The organism is Pelatocladus sp. (genome assembly GCF_059505505.1).
This window is the reverse complement of sequence record NZ_JCACKS010000033.1, coordinates 1-17,375: the sequence shown is the minus strand read 5'-3', so window position 1 is coordinate 17,375 and position 17,375 is coordinate 1. Positions and strand designations below refer to the sequence as shown.

Below are 17,375 nucleotides of genomic sequence, written 5' to 3'. Positions count from 1 at the left end.
AATTTTACTTTCTACCATTTTTTTGTACCTAAATCATATTCCGGACGAGTCTAATGTTAGTCAGAGCGATCGCCACCTCTGCGACAACTAAAACTTTTTTATCTCTATTATTCAGAAGTCGTGCGATCGCTCTTTCGGGAAACATTCGGGGCGATCGCTTGCAAAAGTCAAACAATGCACTTCTTAAAAGAGGCGATCGTTGTTTACATTCCCTGCAGCAACTTCCGCTTTCACGTTTACGTGTTTCGCGCAGCCTGTAGCAACTTCCGTCTTCCTTGTAGCAACTTCCGCCTTCACGTTTGCGTGTTTCGCGCAGTCTGTAGCAACTTCCGTCTTCCTTGCAGCAACTTCCGCCTTAACGTTTGCGTGTTTCGCGCAGTCTGTAGCAACTTCAGCCTTGACGAGAAACAGACTTGTGAGTGGTATAAAATGTGCAGCGCCCCAAGTTGTGGCGATCAATGATCAAATAGCGTATCAGAACAGAGGATTAAATATGTGGTTGATTCAATTTTGTTCCGCACTTGATACAAAAGTTGTTACAGGATTATTCCAACTTTTAGGAAGTAGAAATTCATTAATTTTAAGAACGCACTTTTCTTGACGTTCAGCCGCTAGTTCATCTAACCCATCTAAAAGCGGTATAACTACTTGGTTCTCTATCCACAGTTTACTAATATCTTTCCGCAGACCATATTTGTCTTTTAACTGCTCAATTAACCAATCTTTAATATTCTGATTATCATTCTTCCAAGAAGATAAAGAAAATAGTACTGGAACAGGATGTGTTGAATTATCTTTAGCTCGTTTTACTAACTCCTCAGTTAGTTTAAGTAGCATAGTAGTTTTTCCTGATCCTGGTTGTCCTAAAATTAATAATCTGCCTGCAACATCTTGTTGGTCAAAAACGTTAATAATATCTGTATTATCTAATCTAGTTTTATGTTGAGAACCAACTTTGATTTCACTTGCCCAAGGTAATTCAATCTGTTCTGGGTTTTGGTCTGCATCTAGAGCAATATAAACTCGGTTGTGAAGAGAACTATTTATCCGACTTTCAACTTCCAAGTTTACCTGTTTTAATAAAGCCTGTCGAATCCGAGAATACTTTGCTGGTGTAAATGCTTCACTATTACCTTGGCGTCTAAAATTGAATATGAAATTACGATTCCCTTGGACATAATTTCCCTCAATACGCTCGTTATAATTACCTTCATTAATATCTATACGGCGATTCTCAGACTCGTTATTCTCTGTCACGGTTTCATCTCCGTTAGTCTATTTGATGTCTAGGAAAGTAAACGTGTAAGAAAAGTAGAACTATATTTAACTACTCTTAGTTTTCTGCCAATCCTCTAATGCACCAATAACAAAACTAGCAGCAGGATGATTGAGCAGTTGAGCCAAAGCCTGAACACCACCAGCCTTTAAAGCACTAGTTATCCGTTCTGCTCTGATTGGATTATTTTCAATAGCTTTAATGGTTTCTGCAGCTACTTGCATCTTGCCCAAAGTCGTGTCAGTAGAATAGGATTGATCTAACTGTTCTAAAAGCTTTTGAATTTCAGCAGCAGCTTCAGCAAGGTTTTGTTGCTTGCTAGCAGCGTAGTAATTTCCTTGGATATAATCGCCTTCAATACGCTCGTTATAATTGCCGCTACCGATGTGAATATTGCGGTTTCCAGTCATATCCAATTTTTGCTCCTTGTTAGAAAATAAAGTTTTAGACTTATTTCTGATGCGTGATTTTGGAGTTAAAGACTCTGGTATGCTATTAAGGTCAATATTGTTACAACCAAAATCAAAAGCCTCTTCATAGCTTCTCCCAGCACCAAGAGTGTCATAAAATGCTTTAGAAAAATGAATCGCAGCAATATCAGTGATGGCACGTTTCATGCCAATAACACAATTGATGTGCTGGTAGATTGCTTCTGCTTGAGTTTCTGAATAACAAGCATTCAGCAACACACACTCAACTGTGTCTTTAAATAACTTGAATAAATTGCTCAACGATTCCGTACTAACCAATTGCGCGTGTCCGGAGTTATCCTCCAATGCTATACCGTCCGTTTCATCCCCATGACCAGAAAAATGTACAACTTGTGGAGAGTGATCCAACAGTGCGCGGCGTAAATCGTCAATCCTCACAGCCAATCGGGGAATGAGTTCAAATTCTTCCCTGTGTCTGGAACGCTCTAAGGCAGATTGGATTTCCCGTACTTCCTCGTCTAGACGAAGCTTACTTGTATTGACGGGATTGGCGGATAAAATCAGAATTTTCTTCATACTTCTAACCGTAGAAGAGCAAGCGTTTGTAGTTGTCACAGAGAATGGCGATTGTATAAAAATAGTAGTTATACAAATCTACAAATGCAAAAAATTAAATTCCAGATAAATAAATATTATTAATATCAGGCTAATACCAAAGTCGAAGAGGACTACAAAAAAGTAAGCGCGATTGCAACAAATCTAACAAGCTAACTTCAAAAAAGCTTCTAGCCGTCATTTCGTCTCATAAATCATACACCGCTACACTTTCAAGCCATTAATTGTAATCTGAGGCGAAAAGTATTAATTTCCAGTGGTTGTGAGTGGCGTAAGCAACCTGGGTGTTTTCCCAACAATAGGTTATAAGTTGGTATGTGCCTTTAATATGAAAGCTAATGGTTTGACGATTAAAGAACTAACTGAGGCGGTGGGTGGTGGGATCACGCCCCGGATGGTACGACATTACCATCAGTTAGGATTATTACCTCAACCGATGCGATCGCACAGTAATTATCGTCTCTACACAGATACAGATGTCATCCGCTTGCAAAGAATTGTGGCATTAAAACAACAGGGTTTTCAACTAAATCACATTCGTCAAATTCTCGAAGTCGAACCACCAAGCAATCCCGATGCAAATTTGATGCTGCAACTACAACAGCAATATAGAACTGTGATGCAGCAAATTTCCCAACTGCGACAAACTGCATCTGCATTAGAAGGTTTGTTAGGACGCGATCGCGATTGTCAAATTATCCAAGCTGAAGTTCTAGCCCAACTCAAGTTAATTGAAGTAGAAACAAAAGTCGGACTAGGGGAGTTAGAAAAACTCTGGAGTGGTTTAGATGCTCAAATTCATGCTCACCCAGAACATTTTCACGAATCTTTACAAAATTTATTACCAGATTTATCAACACGTTCTGAGATTGAACAACACCTAATTTCTCAATTAGTTTTAGCTTGTGGAGATGTAAGTTTAGTCTCCTTTGTCAAATTGAGTCAGGGAGCGATCGCCAAAAGTCGGGAAGCTCTCAAGTTAGGATGTGAGATTATTGCAGATATTCCCACGGTTGCAGCTGCTGTTGATCAAACGCGACTAGCTCATTTGGGATGTCGTCTCGAAACTTTGATTGACAATCCTCACGTGACTACGGCGGCTGAAGCAGAACAAGCTTTTTGGCAACATCAACAATGGCGAGATAAATTAAAAAAAGTAACAAAAGATTGCATTTTAGTCGTAGGTTATGCACCTTCAGTTTTATTATCAATCTGCCAAGCGATCAAACAACAGCAAATTCAACCAGCATTAGTCATTGGTATGCCTATTGGCTTTAGCCATGCACCCGCCGCTAAAAGACAGCTGATGCAAACAAACACTGCTTGGATTGTGGTAGAAGGAACTGTTGGAGGTGGTTTGTTAGCAGCTACTGCGCTTAATGCTTTGGTTGAGTCAGTAATTGAGAAGCCTGATTGTCATTGTTATTTGAGTCATTAAGGAATAGGGATGTTAGAGGATTTTGGCATGAAGTTGACAAAGTATGCTTTTTAGCCAAGAATCTGTTTTAACATGCCAGTTATAAATTATTGCAGTAAAAATTTATCTTTATAGGAGAATATTTAAACTAAAATACTATCCAAAAATTATGTCAAACAACTCCTGACCATAGGGGATAACCTGCTAAAGTCAGTCAACAAATATTGACGAGATTGTCTGATATCTTGGTAGTTGTTTCAATCTCAATTAATGAATGGGAATAAACCTAACTACATTACGCAAAGTAAACATGCACCAAATTCTTACCAATGACCAATGACGACCTTATACCAATTTTCTGTGAAGCTGCACATTATTTTGACCCCTCCCAACCTCCGATCCCCCTCAGAGGAGGGTTTTGCCGCAGGCGGTGGGGTTCTTTATATAGCACTTCTCACTCGATTGCAATACAGTAGGAACCCCATGGGGTACGTATTGGACACAACCGAGAACTGCTATATGCGTCTTCATAAAGAAATGGTATTAACTAGTTAACTTTATTTGTACTTTTCACCTTAAAACAATAAATTAGCGCGTTTTCCCAAAAAAAGAGTGATTAAAACCGACTTTTTTGTCGTTTACTCTACTTAATTTCCTCTAACTTGTTGATCAGAGGGCATATGTGGCAAAAAGAAAAAAAAGATAACTCAATAGTCAATTTGGCCTTGTTGTTAGCATTAGCAACAACTCCTATGGCAGTTTCTATTGTGGTGTCAGACTTTGCACTGGCGCAATCTACCAATGTTTCGTCTTTTGTGCAACCCAAAGAAGTGCCAAGTGGTACTACTGTGCGGATTGATGGTTCAAATAGCATGAACATGATTAATCAAACCATGAAAACACGGTTTGAAAATCAGTTTCCTGGTGTGAACGTGGAAGTTGCAACTAATGGTGCAGATGGGGCGCTGCAAGCTTTGCAAGCAGGAACAATAGATATCGCGGCGATCGCTCGTGGTTTAACACCAGAAGAAAAAAACCAAGGTTTAGAACAGTTCCGCTTACGTCGAGAAAAGATTGCGATCATAGTTGGTGAAGATAATCCTTTCAAAGGAAACCTGACTAACCAAGAATTTGCCAAAATTTTTCGCGGAGAAATCACAGATTGGTCAGAAGTTGGAGGATCTAAGGGTAAAATCCGGGTTATTGATCGTCCAGCTAATAGTGATGTCCGTGAGTCTTTTCGTAGTTACCCAGTCTTCGAGAAAGCCGAGTTTAAGACTGGCGCAACTGCAACTCAGCTAAACGAGGATAGTACAGTCGAAGTCGTCAAACAGTTGGGTAAAGACGGTATTAGCTATGCTTTGGCTAATCAGATATCGAAACTCCAAGGTGTGCGATCGCTCAGGGTGGATCGAACTTTACCCAGCAATTCTAGATATCCTTTTTCACAGCCTTTAGTATACGTCTACAAGAAAAATCCTAGTCTCAATGTAGCCTCTTTTCTTGGCTTCGTGACAAATCCACCAGGAGAAGATGCAGTAGAAGCAGCCAGAAAAATTGAAGCAGACGCGATCGCAGCTATAGTATCTGCTAACTCCCAAACAGCAACTACAACCACTAGCGCCACGACTCCACCCAGCACAGATGCTACATCTGCTGCTAGTGTCTCACCAACAACAGATGAAAACAACATCACCACAGCGCAAGCAGATACTACAAATAGTTCTACGTTAACCTCTCCTGTCCAGAGCAATCAAACAAACCAAGATCAACAACTACTATGGTTGTCACTTTTGGCACTAATACTTGGAGCGGGTGCCGGATTTTTACTGTGGTTTTTACGAAGAAGACGCCCAACAGTTGCAGATGCAAAAGCACAAACAGCAGACGTTACCATCAACTCTATTCCCCCTGGTTCTTCTTCAGATACCATCACGTTACCACAGACAACAAATGTCAACTCTGTAACTCAGGCGACACCTAGTGATGTTACACAAGATGCAAGTAGCACTCCATCTGAGCAAAATACAGCCAAACATTTAACTCCTACTGTTGCTGCTAGCATTGCTGGTGCTACTGCAATTGGAAGAGAAAGCACATTAATGTCAAAATGGTCTGATAAAAATGCAGAAATCACTGCCAAAGATCAGACAGATGTCGCCAGTGATCAAGATGTGCCAACAGCAGTTACACAAATCAATCGTTCATCATCTGATTCTGTACAAGTACCATCGGCTGAGAATTCGGGATTAGACTTAGAAGGGCCTGTAAGTGTTGTCAATGCCTCTTATCCTCAAGTGTCTGCATCTGATCGACAACCAACCTTAGTACAGGATAACACTCAGATACTATCTGCTCAACACTCAGATGTCACAGATCAGACGCCATCCAATGGTGATGTCACTGGAGTTAAAGCACCGACACAAGCATCATCAGTAAATACATATTCTCCATTGCCAGATGTTTGGGAAGATGCAACTCTAGTACAAACACCACTGCCATCACCATCTAATGTCACAGAAATCACATCGACACAGGAAACACCAACTGTTCCTCAACAACCGGAACCAAAATTGCCTGATGTCACAGAAATCACATCGACACAGGAAACACCAACTGTTCCTCAACAGCCGGAACTAGAATTGCCTGATGTCACAGAAATTACATCGACACAGGAAACACCAACTGTTCCTCAAAAGTCTGGCACAAATCAACAAGCTTTAGATTTGCAAACGCCATCAATAGTTATTAATACTGAATATCCTCATTTACCTGATGTTTGGGAAAATACATCTAATCCAAAAGATAGTACTGTTGACTCAGAGCTAGAAACTACTCCACAACAACCAGAAGCATCCGAGGAGTTATTGGATCAGGTAGCAGATACAGCCGAACCAAGCGTCAATGTCACAGAAGAAGTCGCCCAAGCTACCCCAACACTAGATCCCTCTGCAATTAACTCTCATCCCCCAGAACAAGTTCCATCGACAGTTACAGGAATTGGTTCATGGGCTACTATATATGGCATTGGTAACAATCAAAACCTAAATACTGACTCACCACAAACTAATATTGTGGACGAAGCTATTCCAGTAACTACAGCACCTGTCACGCCAGAAAATGTAGAGTCAGAAAATATGATTGTCCTTAAACCGCGTACTCCGAAATGGGCTTATGTTTTTTGGCAAGTATCTGACGAAGCTAAACAAGCGCTGCGATCGCAAGGTGGTTCTCAATTTACACTACGACTATATGATGTTACTGACATTGACCTGAGTTATCAAAATCCTGTACTGGTGCAGCAGTACGAATGTGAAGAGACAACAGAAGATCGCTATGTAGCCATTCCGACAGGCGATCGCAATTACATGGCTGAAATTGGTTATACCACAGCAGATAATAACTGGTTATTACTTAAGCGTTCCGCAGTTGCTCGTGTTTTCAATCGTCCAGAGAAAGATTTCTGGTTTATTGCTGATGCAGAGTTAATTATTCACGGAGCTACTGAACCGGGTTCAAGTGTTGCTGTTGCTGGTCATGCTATTAAACTGAAACCAGATGGTACTTTCCACCTGCGTATACCTTTTACAGACAGCTTGATTGACTATATTATGACTGCAACAAATGCTAATGGTCAGAAAGATAAAACCATTCGTATGCACTTTTCTCAGGAGAATCCCGAAGAATAGGAATCAGTTATCAGTTATCAGTTATCAGTTATCAAATTAAACTGATCACTGTTAACTAGACCTCTTGCAAAAATATTTTTACCCCACCCTAACCCTAAGCGTAAACGGGGCTGCGGTGTACACATAAATCCTCTGATCCCCCTAAATCCCCGCGCTGACGCGCCGCTACGCTAGTAAAAAGGGGGACTTTGATTCTAGTTCCCCCTTTTTTAAGGGGGGTTAGGGGGGATCAAAACGCTACTAGGCAACTTTGTAAGACTTCTGTGTACACCGCAGGTAAACGGGGAGGGAACTAAATCTTCCCCCCGTTCACGGGGGGATTGAGGGGGGTTCATTCGACTTTTGCAAGAGGTCTACTGATTAGTTGTCCTCGATCCCTATTCCCTATTCCCAGTTAATTCCAGATAAATATGTTCTAATCTAATTGGTTGGCGTGAAATAGAGTCAATATTAATGCCATCAAAACGGGCGATAATATCCTTTAACTCTAAATGCTCTGGCAACCAAAATGCTAAATCGCTACCATAACGCCGGGGTGTAAAACCACATGTAATAGCCCGTGCGATCGCGTTTTCTGCTTCTGGAGTTTGTACCACTAGAATTTCTTTAGCCGGAATACAGGTACGTAATTGTTCTAGACTACCTTCAGCTAAAATCTGTCCATTTTTTAAAATACCAATTTTATTACACAGACGTTCTGCTTCATCTAATAAATGAGTAGTTAATAAAATAGTAATTCCTTGATTTTTTAATTGTTTAATTAATTCCCAAATTTCATATCTGGCTTCAATATCTAAACCTGTAGTTGGCTCATCTAAAATCACTAACTTCGGCTGATGTACCAAAGCTACAGCGATATTTAAGCGTCGCTGCATTCCACCACTGAGGGTTTCTACCGGACTTTTCGCTCTATCTAATAAATTTACAGATTTTAAAGTGGCTTGAATTTGTTTCTGTCTTTGTGTTCTGTCTAGACCATAGATTTTGGCAAAAAATCTGATGTTTTCTTCACAAGAAAGACTTTTGTATAATAAATTTTCTTGGGGAGCAATACCAATAAGTTTTTTAGTTGCTTCTGAAACGAACTGATGATTAACTTTGACTATACCGCTATCGGGTTTTAATAAATTACAAATAATATTGATTGTAGTAGTTTTTCCTGCTCCATTTGCACCCAGTAAACCATAAATTTCTCCAGGAGCAACATACAATGTTAAATCCTGAAGAACTTTCCTATTTTTAAAAGACTTATTGAGCTTTTCTATATGAAGCATTATCTATTACCTATTACCCATTACCAAATTCCTCATCCCTAGTGGGCGAGGAATTTTAAAGTCTTCTTTCTAGCATTATCATCCTGCGATAAGAGAACCATCCACCCAAAATCATCATCAAAGTAAACCCTGATAAGAACTGGAAATTAGACGCAATCTCTTCTATGTTGTTCCCCTCTGTTGATACTGCTAAAAGAGCTTGATTCATGTGATAAATAGGGTTGATTTTGGCAAGATCAAGTAATGTTTTTGGTAAAAAGCGAATCGGGAAAAAAGCTCCACCCAAAATCAACAAAGGAACGCCAAAAGCAGCTACCAGGGAGTTTACATCTTCAGTACGACGCGCTAATTGAGTACCTAAAATAAAGCCTAAACCAACATAAGCCACAATACTCATAAATATAATAATTGCACCCAAAAACACGGAACCCTTAAACGTAGCACCCCAAAAAGCAGCAATAGTATAAATAATTAATGTTTGTCCAAAACCAATACAACTATGAGCCAAAAAAATTCCCAAAAAATAGGATGTTCCATTCAAAGGTGAAACAAATAAGCGTTTGAGCGTTTGCTGTTCTCTTTCTGAGACGACAGTGGCGACACTACCACCCAAACAGCTAAAAAATAGTGCTGCTCCTACTAAAGTTGAAGGTGCAGCATATTCAAAACCTTGCTCTGTTGATAGCTTCATACTTTCTGCTAACACAAATCCGTTGATGAGCAGAATAGAAATAGGGAAAATAATCCAAAAAATCAGGCTACGTCTTCGCCGTAATAATTCAATTAAAATACGCTGAGTTACAGCGATCGCTTCACACCATAATTTCATTATGTTAATTTATTTACAATTTTAAGTGTAAGTATTATGAGTAATACAACTAAGTAGTTTTGCCTTAGTAAGCCAAAGATAACGCTTTTTCCAGAAGATACCTTAAAGTTAGCACAAATGTTAAGTAATGTTGCGTAAGAGGGGGTAAAGTTGTACGTCAATAAAAAACCTGATCGCTTCCATGTGATCAGGCTTCTTTAATATCAGACCAAAAAAATGAATAATCCTAAAATGAATTCGATTTACTTTAAAGTATCTAAATCAAGAGATTGCATTCCTTGCCGTTGTACAAAAGACATCATACTTCCCAATTGGAACCAAACTAACAGCGAAGTTAAAATAGTTACTGGTACACCAACTGCATAAGCAAGTAAAGGTGGAAAACCAAATATTTCAAAACCAGAACACATAAACAATACAACACCACCAGTTATTCCCAAAAATGGCACAGATAATTGTTTAATCGACAACTGAGAATTGGATTTTTCTGCTCCATCACTCCGCCATTTGTTGACAATGATCTTTAGTGTTCCGGCTAATGCTAAACCAGAGGTTAATGCAGCAAATAAACCAAAAATTAATAATAAATATGGCGGATTTGAAGCGTAGTAATACATAAAACTCCTGATTGGTATAGATTTTAGGCGTTGCTGAATCGTGATATGAATCTATATGTACCAGACGCGATATATTTATTGCGTTTGGTACAAGGGTTTTAGAATTACCTAAAATCCTGCATCATACATGAAATCAGCAACGCCGGATTTTAAAAAAAGGTTTTCCGATGTGTAGAGACGTTGCAATGCAACGTCTCTACTTCATACCAAAATTGCCGATCGCAGTTACCGAAGGTAATATTGCTGCAACTCTCTGTTTAGATAAGTTGCTCAAAACTCCGATTGCGACATCGAACAATCGATTTGGTTTTAAATCATCTTTGACTAAGTTCCACAAACGTTGAACTTCTTCGGTATGCAGACGATCATCCTCAGTCAGAGCTAATACCAACTGTCGCCAGAGATATTTACCTTCGTCAGATAGGAGATATTCTAGTCCGAGTTTGGCTGTAGGTAAAACATCAAAATTATGATCATTACGAGCGATCGCAATCAAATTCTCTAAGCGTTGCCATTGGAATTTACCATCTTTGAATAGCACTTCTAATAACCGTCGGCGCAATTGTGGAGATTCGCCTGTCAACAGACGTCTTGCTACGTAGGGATAAGCTACTTCCACAATTTTAAAGTTGGAGTTGAGGCTAAGAGCAATACCCTCTTGAGTCACCAACGAACGAATGATTAAAGCAAACTTGGCGGGGACTCGGAAGGGATAATCATACATCAGTTGCGAGAACTGATCAGTGATGGTTTTGAAGTTAAAATCCCCGACATTTTTGTTGATTGCATCGCCTAATGTTGCTTCTAGGGCTGGTACAATCGGACAAATATCTGTATCTGGTGTTAAAAATCCCAGCTTCACAAAGTCTGCGGCTAAATCGTTGTAATCTTTGTTAACTAGATGTACCAGTGCATCTACTAAACTTTCTTTAGTAGTTTCATCTAACTGATCCATCATCCCAAAGTCAATGTAACCCATTTTGCCATCGGGCATGGCAAATAAATTCCCAGGATGGGGGTCAGCATGGAAGAAACCATATTCTAATAGCTGTTGCAGACCTGAAGTCACGCCGATTTCAATAATCGATTCGGGATCTAAACCCACTTCCTTGACTTTTTTGGTGTCGGTTAGCTTAAATCCATTCAGCCACTCTAAAGTTAAAACCCGTGTGGAAGTATAGCGCCAATAAATAGCTGGAACTTTGACATATGGATCGTTGCGAAAGTTTGTAGCAAATTTTTCGGCGTTGCGACCTTCATTGAGGTAATCTATTTCCTCAAATAATTTGGTTCCGAACTCATCTACAATTAAACTGAGATCGTGACCCAGATTTAGAGGTAGCCAAGGTGCTAGCCAACCCGCAGCCCATCGCATCAAATAAAGATCGAGGGTAATAACTGGGCGGAGATTTGGGCGTTGTACTTTTACCGCAACTTCTTCGCCACTGTGCAAACGACCTCGGTAAACTTGACCCAAGCTAGCAGCAGCAACAGGGTTAGGTGAAAGTTCGCTGTAGATTTCCTCAATGGAACGACCTAGTTCGGTTTCAATTAGTCGGTAGGCGATCGCATTATCGAAGGACGGTAACTGGTCTTGCAGTTTCACCAGTTCTTCTAAGAAATCTTTACGTATTAAATCTGGTCGTGTTGATAAGGCTTGACCTACTTTAATAAAAGTCGGCCCCAAACGTGTTAGTAACTCACGTAGTTGAGCAGCTCGTTTGAGTCTGTTTTGCTCGACTTGATTTTGCCACTCATCCCACTTCAGACTCAAGATAAATATGGCAAAAGACCAAATAATCCTTAGCGCCCGTCTCCAAGCTAGCCAAGGACGATAGCGATAAAACCTTGCGATCTCATCAGGATCGTAGCGTCGATGATTTTGTTTAGGGGTTTGCAGGCTCACTCCCTTATTTACCTCTTCATTTAAAATAAGAATTTGCTTTCTGTAAACCGGATGTGGTTTCCTTCCAGCTCAACAAATACTTACCTGACTATTTCTCTGTAGCTTTGTAGAATGTAGTCAAGCTTTACTAAAAGTTACTTTGTTATCTTTTATTTTATATTACTACATAAAAGTATATATACTTATTGCTAGAGAGATAATTTTTTGATGTTAGTCATCTCCAGAATCTATACAGTATTAATTTTATCCTGTTGTTAAGTCTGTCATCATTAGAAAAAGGCTTGAATTTGCTGATTTTTAGATTAAAATCTTTATCAAATATCTGAGTATAATTTCAAACTCAATAACAAGGCTGTAAGTACTTACATTTATGTATTAGCAAGATTAAATAAATTGATATTTCCTGATCCCAGAATTTTAGAGGTTAAGGGATCAAAGTTAAACTTATTGCTCTCAAATTAATCTAACTAGCTGTTTAATGAGAATTTCAGCGTTATTTTGGGCATGTAGAGACGTTGCACTGCAACGTCTCTACAGGTTTTAAATGTCAATCGATTTGTCTTATCCAAGCAGTATTGAATTCTGTTGTAGAGACGCGATAAATCGCGTCTGATATTCTGAATGTGTCGCAAATGTGTCGCAAACATTTTTTGAAGAAAATATTTTTTAATATCGCACTGTAAAATATAGCGACTAGAACGAGCAAAGCTAGTAAAACGACGCAAAGCTTTGTGAGTACCAAATCCTAAACGATTAGCATAAGAATCAGCAATAAAAGTTCTCTCGAAAATTGGGACTATGATATTGCATAAAGCATGATGTACTACTCTATCTCGGTACGGTGCAGCAGAAATCAGGCGAGGTTTGGGTTCACAAATTTCAAAAGTTTTATAGCGTCCTGGGTGGTAAGTTTTTGATTCTAATTCACTCTTGATTTTTGCCAGTTTTGCTTCCAGGTTATAGTTAAATTTTAAAATCTTCTCTCGAAATCGTTTCCCTTTTTGTGCCTGATGTGCTGCTAACACTAAATTGGCAAAATCTGTAATTTGTGGGTAAAGATTTCCGTATCGTTTCATCTGTTACCTTTTTGGCGTTGTTGTCTCATCCAACCACCCAGTTCATTACCAATTTCATTGATCAGTTGACCAGCATATTTATACCGCCGCTCATCGAATTGTTGGAAATCAAATAACAATCTGGTTTGATGACGCAGGATGTCTAACTTAGCGTTTAACTGTTCAAGTTGAGCCAACTTTTCTTGAGCATATCGTGCTAAAATTAAGCCTTCCAGCAGGTCATAAAGTCCCGCTATCATCCTGTCCCCTAAAGTAAATTTGTGCTTTCTGGGCAGACGATTTTAAATCGGCACATACCATTTAATCAGGTCATAGGTCTTTTGAATAATCGGTAAATCTTGCATTCTGTCAAAAACAAATTTTTAGTCTGGATGATTGTCTTGACAAAATTTACCACTTCTTAGATACTATTGATAGTCGTGCAAAAAATTAAGAAAATTATCGACCGCCTTCGGCGGGGGTAAGGGTAGAAATAAAAAGCGTAGAGATCTAAAGGGCAAAAGTGTAAAGAATTATGTCCTCGCGGCGGAAAGTACAACCCGAAACCCGAAGGAGTAGTACTTGTCGTCCGGATTGACGAAGTAATAACGATACGCAGAACGGCAATGCCTCGGATCGTAAGACCAGGAACCACCGCGCAGCATCCGATTATCATTATCACTAATATTATATTATTCATCAAAGCACTACCATCGATTGGAGCGCCCTCGTAGCTGCCATGCCAATGGTCGGCGCACCATTCCCAAACATTCCCATGCATATCAAACAAACCAAAGGCATTCGCTACTTTAAAGCTGCCTACTGATGTTGTCTGATTCCTAGACTTACCTTTAGAACTATCACCGTAGGTTTTTTCAGCATTGTAATTTGCTAAATCCGATGTGATAGTTTCGCCAAAGTGAAAAGGAGTTGTCGTGCCTGCTCTACAAGCGTACTCCCATTCAGCTTCGCTAGGAAGTCGGTAGTGTTTTCCCGTATATTCCAATAATCTATCACAAAACTCTACCGCTTCATACCAAGAAATTTGCTCTACTGGTAAATTATCACCTTTAAAGTGTGATGGATCGGGGTCAAGTTCTCGGTTAATTTGCTCTAGAGCAGCCACAGATCGCCATTGCGCCTGAGTAACCGGGTACTTACCCATAAACAAAGGTGGAACAGTCACTTCATGCTGAGGGCTTTTATCGTCGTAACGTTCCGCTTCAGTTGACGGTGAACCCATCATAAATGTACCACCAGGAATGGCAACCATTTCTAGAGTGATATTATTACCAAGATTTTCAGTAAAGTGTTTCGCTCGTTTGGTTTCGCGTTTAATGATCTTGCCACGACGGTTAACGGTGACAACCTCAAATGTAAAAGTTTGAGCAGGAACAAAAGAAAAAGTAACCTCAGCAATAGTCGGCGAATTTCCTAGTTCATGACGTAGCTCGTTGAGTTTTGCTTTTGCGCCTGAGTAATCACCACGAGCCGATTTTCCCATGCTTTGAGCTAAGGTTAATAAAGGCTCAAAGCCTGCATTTTCTAAAGGTTTTTCTAAAGTCTCCACCAAAAATGCTATTTGTGACCAGTCATCTTGGTGTCGCTGCTGGAGCATTTTGGCTAATTTTTCGGTAATTTGTTTAGCTGTTTGTGTTGGTTCCACATAAGATAAAGCAGTCCATTTTTGAGCTTGAATTAAATTATTATCTGCATAATTAATTTGTAGTTCAATATAATTCAGCAAAAATTTGGATAGTTGTTTTAAACGCTCTGGATCAAGATTACTTAACAGTACTTGTCGCACTGTAATATCTATTTCATAAAGCTCTTGACCCACTTCATAGCAAAAACCAGACAAAAGCAAATCTGTTACCGCTACCCAAGGAACTTGCAGCTTCAATTCAGTGATTAAATAATCGCGTAAACGATACAGTAAATCAGGAGTCAAAGCCAAAGGAAAAGCCGCATGACGAGCAAATTCTAAATGTGCAGGGGTAACGTGTCTACTCTGACTCCAAGCATCGATACGTTCTTTTGCTGCTTGAATTTTCGGGTCTGGTTCTAGTGATTTTGAGTGAATCATCGTAATACTCTCAGAGCATTTTCAAACCCAGATAAATCAGCAGGAAACATTTGAATTATATTGGCAATAGCTTCAGAAGTTGTATTTTGCCAATAATTTTTTGGCAGGGGATTTATCCAAACTAAAGCTTGACATCGCTGTCGTAAATTTTGCAATAATTCTTGCGTTTTATCAATTCGTCTCATTATAAAATTACCACGCGCTGCTCCCCCGTCACTAAAAATTAAGATAATTGTGCGATGAGGATGAAAATCTTGAATTACCTGATTCACAGGTATTTCAGTTTCAAATTGGGGGTCACAATAAAACATACGCCTGGGATAATTATTGAAGTAATAACAATTGTTTGTGTCTACACACCCAAGTTCCCTAGCGGTTTCGACTAATAAACCTGATAAAACATGAAAAGGCTGCATGGAGCCTTTTTGATCAATTAATAAGACAAGTTTACCGGATTTGAGTAAACGAGGTATTTGTACGGGATGAAAAAATTTCCCGTGCTTTTTAATTTGCTCTATAGTAGCAGCCACATCTAACTCTCGCCTCAGTCCTTGTCGCGTCAGACGATGTAAACTATCCCAAGCTTGCTGCATTTGTTGTTTTGTTACAGGTAAGTACTCTTTAGGTAATCCAGAAGGTTTGAAAGTAGATAATTCTTGGGCTTTTCCGATTCGTACTGCTTTAACAATTTTCTCAGGCTCACCAGTACTTGTATCTATAGGAGGAGGAAAGAAGAAGTATTCAGGTTCATTTTTAGGCTCAGGATACTGAGGTGGTTTATCTGGTGGTTTCTTGTTAGTTGTTTCTGGTTGTGGAAGTAAATTATCTGGTTTGTTTGAAATAGGTTCTGGTTTCTCTTTAACTAAAGTTTTTCTAGTAAAAATATCATCAAAAATATCATCAAAAATGACTGAAAACTCCAGTCGTTGACTAGCAGATTTCACCCATAAAAGTTTACATAATTGTTTGAGACTGTCTAGACTAGGAACTCCTAAACTAAAAATTGATGCTTCAGAACTATCATAATCATGTAATAATACCTGTAACAATAAATTATAATCATCCACACCGATAAGAAATTTTGCCTCCCGCAATCGCATGAATAATTTATAAAGAGGTAAGTTACATTCATTCATCACCTAATTCCCCAGCAAACTCACAATCATCTCGACTTTTAAACAATGTATTGGGGTAAGGTATTTTTTCTTCCAAAAGCAAACTTTTTAAATCTGTAGCATTTTTGGAATTTAATTCTAGTGCATTTAACCAATCTATAAATTCACTCGTACTCACTTTTTTCCCAAACTCTCCTTTATATTCCTCCATTTTTTGACGAACATCACAAAACCTGCTAACAGATGTCTCTATGATTTGTTTTGTCCATTTTCTTCTGTTACCAAAACGTGCTGTAACAATTTCTTGTAATTTATCTGGCTTCGGAAACTCTATATAGCAATAAATACACCGCCTCAAAAAAGCATCTGATAATTTTCTTTGACCATTACTAGTAATAAAAATAATTGGTTGATAATCTGGATTGACTCTAATTTCTTCTCCAGTTTCTTTAACAAAAAACCGTTTTTCTTCCAGTTCCAAAAGTAAATCATTCGGTAAATCTGGATCTGCTTTATCTATCTCATCAATTAACACAATCATGCGTTGACCTTCCTGAGATACTCGAAATGCTTCACCTATCGCTCCCCATGTGATGTACGCATGATGTTTAGTATCACTTAGCCGAGTACGAATTTTTTCGCGTTCCGAAGCATCCAATACATCTGATGTAGACAGTTGGCTAGTAATTTGCACATCATACAACCGCCAAATAGCATCGTAAATATATAAACCATCTCGTGCTTGATCGCTAGACTTAATATACCAATCTGCATAAGGCCATTTCTGACCATTCTGTTGATATTTTCGACCAAATTCATAAGCCACTGCACGCGCTAATCGTGTTTTACCACACCCCGGTTCTCCTTCTAGCAACAGAGGTCTATTTAACTGAATTGCTAAATTAACAGCCTTAACTAGTTCTGCGCTAGGTACATAACAATAAAGTGGTTCTTTCGTTTCTGTATCAATGTCCTTTGGCTGCGGTTGATATTTTTCATCCCCAGTATATCAGGGTAAGAGCATCTCAATCAGGCTTGACACAAGGACTCGGAAGAATCTAATGT

12 protein-coding genes and 2 pseudogenes are annotated in these 17,375 nt (G+C 39.1%); 2 read left to right on the top strand and 12 right to left on the bottom strand.

All coding sequences use genetic code 11. From position 1 onward, the window contains the following. Positions 1–28: 28 nt before the first annotated feature. From AC5JMK_RS03700 to AC5JMK_RS03690, 3 genes are all read right to left on the bottom strand, one after another. Entirely contained in the window at positions 29–175 is a 147-nt protein-coding gene (locus tag AC5JMK_RS03700) for a hypothetical protein (RefSeq protein ID WP_495909410.1), read from the bottom strand. A gap of 329 nt (positions 176–504) precedes the next feature. Next, positions 505–1,257, bottom strand: a complete 753-nt coding sequence (locus tag AC5JMK_RS03695) for an NACHT domain-containing protein (protein WP_495909409.1) — start codon at positions 1,255–1,257, stop codon at positions 505–507. 66 nt (positions 1,258–1,323) lie between these two features. Next, positions 1,324–2,283 (bottom strand): CHAT domain-containing protein, encoded by a 960-nt coding sequence (locus tag AC5JMK_RS03690; RefSeq protein ID WP_495909408.1) that lies wholly within the window; start codon positions 2,281–2,283, stop codon positions 1,324–1,326. A 367-nt stretch (positions 2,284–2,650) separates the two neighbouring features. Between AC5JMK_RS03690 and AC5JMK_RS03685 the strand changes: the two genes are divergently transcribed. Together AC5JMK_RS03685 and AC5JMK_RS03680 are read left to right on the top strand one after the other, a co-directional pair. After that, the gene (locus tag AC5JMK_RS03685; RefSeq protein WP_096676109.1) at positions 2,651–3,760 is read left to right on the top strand and encodes a precorrin-8X methylmutase; all 1,110 of its coding nucleotides are present in this window, start codon (positions 2,651–2,653) and stop codon (positions 3,758–3,760) included. A 659-nt stretch (positions 3,761–4,419) separates the two neighbouring features. Then, positions 4,420–7,428, top strand: coding sequence for a substrate-binding domain-containing protein (locus tag AC5JMK_RS03680; protein WP_495909407.1), 3,009 nt, complete (start codon positions 4,420–4,422; stop codon positions 7,426–7,428). 377 nt (positions 7,429–7,805) lie between these two features. Here the strand turns inward: AC5JMK_RS03680 and AC5JMK_RS03675 are convergent, their stop codons facing one another. The 9 genes and pseudogenes from AC5JMK_RS03675 to AC5JMK_RS03635 all read right to left on the bottom strand — a co-directional run bounded on the left by AC5JMK_RS03675 (position 7,806) and on the right by AC5JMK_RS03635 (position 17,280). Continuing rightward, a complete protein-coding gene (locus AC5JMK_RS03675) occupies positions 7,806–8,702 on the bottom strand; it encodes an ABC transporter ATP-binding protein (protein ID WP_495909406.1) in 897 nt (298 codons plus the stop codon). 55 nt (positions 8,703–8,757) lie between these two features. Then, on the bottom strand, positions 8,758–9,531 hold the full coding sequence (locus tag AC5JMK_RS03670; RefSeq protein WP_096676112.1) for an ABC transporter permease: 774 nt from the start codon (positions 9,529–9,531) through the stop codon (positions 8,758–8,760). 242 nt (positions 9,532–9,773) lie between these two features. Next, positions 9,774–10,148, bottom strand: coding sequence for a hypothetical protein (locus AC5JMK_RS03665; protein ID WP_096676113.1), 375 nt, complete (start codon positions 10,146–10,148; stop codon positions 9,774–9,776). A 196-nt stretch (positions 10,149–10,344) separates the two neighbouring features. Further along, entirely contained in the window at positions 10,345–12,054 is a 1,710-nt protein-coding gene (locus tag AC5JMK_RS03660; RefSeq protein WP_495909405.1) for an ABC1 kinase family protein, read from the bottom strand. A gap of 656 nt (positions 12,055–12,710) precedes the next feature. Then, positions 12,711–13,130, bottom strand: a pseudogene (locus AC5JMK_RS03655) (RNA-dependent DNA polymerase); the annotation flags it as partial. Continuing rightward, a pseudogene (gene avd / locus AC5JMK_RS03650) lies at positions 13,127–13,474 on the bottom strand (diversity-generating retroelement protein Avd). The pseudogenes AC5JMK_RS03655 and avd, both read right to left, overlap by 4 nt. Before the next feature lie 56 nt (positions 13,475–13,530). Next, positions 13,531–15,195: a formylglycine-generating enzyme family protein gene (locus tag AC5JMK_RS03645; RefSeq protein ID WP_495909404.1), complete on the bottom strand. Its 1,665-nt coding sequence runs from the start codon at positions 15,193–15,195 to the stop codon at positions 13,531–13,533. Continuing rightward, positions 15,192–16,331, bottom strand: a complete 1,140-nt coding sequence (locus AC5JMK_RS03640; protein ID WP_495909403.1) for a hypothetical protein — start codon at positions 16,329–16,331, stop codon at positions 15,192–15,194. Before AC5JMK_RS03640 ends, AC5JMK_RS03645 begins: the two co-directional genes overlap by 4 nt. Further along, a complete protein-coding gene (locus AC5JMK_RS03635) occupies positions 16,324–17,280 on the bottom strand; it encodes an AAA family ATPase (protein WP_495909411.1) in 957 nt (318 codons plus the stop codon). The genes AC5JMK_RS03640 and AC5JMK_RS03635 overlap by 8 nt, the downstream gene beginning before the upstream one ends. Between the last annotated feature and the right edge of the window lie 95 nt (positions 17,281–17,375).